We start from the raw sequence: 1,814 nt of genomic DNA, 5'->3' as shown, positions 1-1,814 counted from the left end.
TGAATCAAAAAGTTGAAGAGGCGTTGTTTCAAAAAGATCCACAAAAACGGGCGCAAATATATGCTGATTTACAACGTGAACTTATGCAAAAAGGACCTTATGCGTTTATCTATCAGAAATATGGCGTCGTCGCGATGACACCGGATATAAAAAAGTGGGTTTGGAATAGCGCACCGCATATTTTTTATAGTAAAATTGAAAAATAAGCGTGTCTTCAATGCTGTTCAATAGATAAAGGACATCGTCATGATATATTCGGCGTATTGTATAAATTTTCAAGATTTGCAATACGTCGAAGATCATAGGTAATGCGTGATATATTGTTGAATGCCTTTTCAAGACATTAGTTTAAAGGGGGGGAGCATTCTCATTAGAGGTGTATTTGTGTGGATGCTAAGATTGAATATTTCAATTTTTCTGAATTGAAAAGTGATCAATTTATTTGTTAAAAAACTGAATGTAACATAAAAAACTAAGTGTAACAAATGTCGTGGAATTTAGTAGTGCTAAAGGTGCAAGGTTGTTCGATGTTGAAGGAAAGTTTTGTTATGGGTGGGTACACAAGGGATTCAGTTTTTATGGTATTCATATTTTCTTTTGCTTTGAAAGATGATGAGATATCAATTGGAGGGTGTTATTTTACGGGGAGTGATGAAAAAAAATCAAATTTCCTTTTGAAGAAGGAATAAAAGTCGTTGCACTTGGCAGACTAACGAATTTTCCTGTTTTATCAAATCGTCAAATTATTATGAAAGCTCTTTGTTATTAAGGTACTTGAGCCGAAAGGGTTAGTGCTTTGATGGTATGCAAAACGCCGGAAGAAATAAGAGACAAGCTTACTTAACAAGATAGAGAAAAATATTGGTTTTATAGTCTTCAATAGTAGGCGTTATGATATCGTGGATAAGCTCTGTTGTTGGTGAGCGTTCATTGGATATCAGAGTGTTTTCCTTTGTATGTTTTGGTTTGGCTTATAAGTGTAGGTAGGAGGAGTCATTGGCAAGAGGTGCTTGTTCTTGAAGATTTTAAAGCTTGGTTTTTAGGAGCCTATAGTTCGTCTAAACTTAATTATTAAACACGTTTTGCTGCATGGGGAATTTATACAATAAACGTTAAAAGGAAAAGTCTATGAACGTGAAAAGAAAAATATTGAAAAAGAGCTGTTCTTTTGTTTCTGCTGTTATTACAATGGGGATGTTTGTGCAACAAGTTTCAGCAAAAACACCTACCGATACGCTTGTGATGGCTTGGAATCTGGATCCAATAAGTACATTTGATCCTGCACAACTCAATGACCGTTATGGAATTGAAGTGGTTAACAATATTTGTGATAATTTGGTCGTTTCTGCTACAGATGATGCAGCTAAAATGGTTCCTTCTTTGGCAAAGAGTTGGGATGTTTTAAGTGATGACCAGAGTACGGTGATTACTTTTCATTTGCGTGATGGTTTGAAGTTTAACGATGGTAGATCAGCCAATGCCAATGATCTTGTTTGGGGTATGAAGCGGATTGTCAAATTGAAATTGGCCAATGCGGCAACATTTAATGAATATGGGATTACAGAACAAAACGTTGATGAGGCTTTTCAAGCACCGAATGAGAAAACGGTGGTGATGAAATTTGATAAACCTTATCCAGCAGAGCTCATTCTTAGCAATATTTCCACTAATCGCACTGCTGCCTTGCTGGATCGTGAGACACTCATGAAAAACGAACAAGATGGCGATATGGGAAATCGGTATTTGGCAAGTCATTCTGCTTGTGTTGGTCCTTATCAGTTAGAGAGTTGGCGTTCTGGAGAAGGGATTTTATT

Annotated in this window: 1 protein-coding gene and 1 pseudogene; both read left to right on the top strand. The window is 36.4% G+C overall.

Annotation, left to right across the window (positions count from 1 at the left end; genetic code table 11):
* A pseudogene (locus tag ACFINF_RS09110) lies at positions 1 to 206 on the top strand (ABC transporter substrate-binding protein); the annotation flags it as partial.
* Positions 207 to 1,128: 922 nt separating this feature from the next.
* A partial coding sequence (locus tag ACFINF_RS09105; RefSeq protein ID WP_375620573.1) for an ABC transporter substrate-binding protein occupies positions 1,129 to 1,814 on the top strand: 686 nt, incomplete at its 3' end.

This window comes from Bartonella sp. TS25HLJMH (genome assembly GCF_042193505.1).
Classification (GTDB): Bacteria; Pseudomonadota; Alphaproteobacteria; order Rhizobiales; family Rhizobiaceae; genus Bartonella; species Bartonella grahamii.
This window is presented reverse-complemented; position numbering and strand designations above follow the sequence as displayed.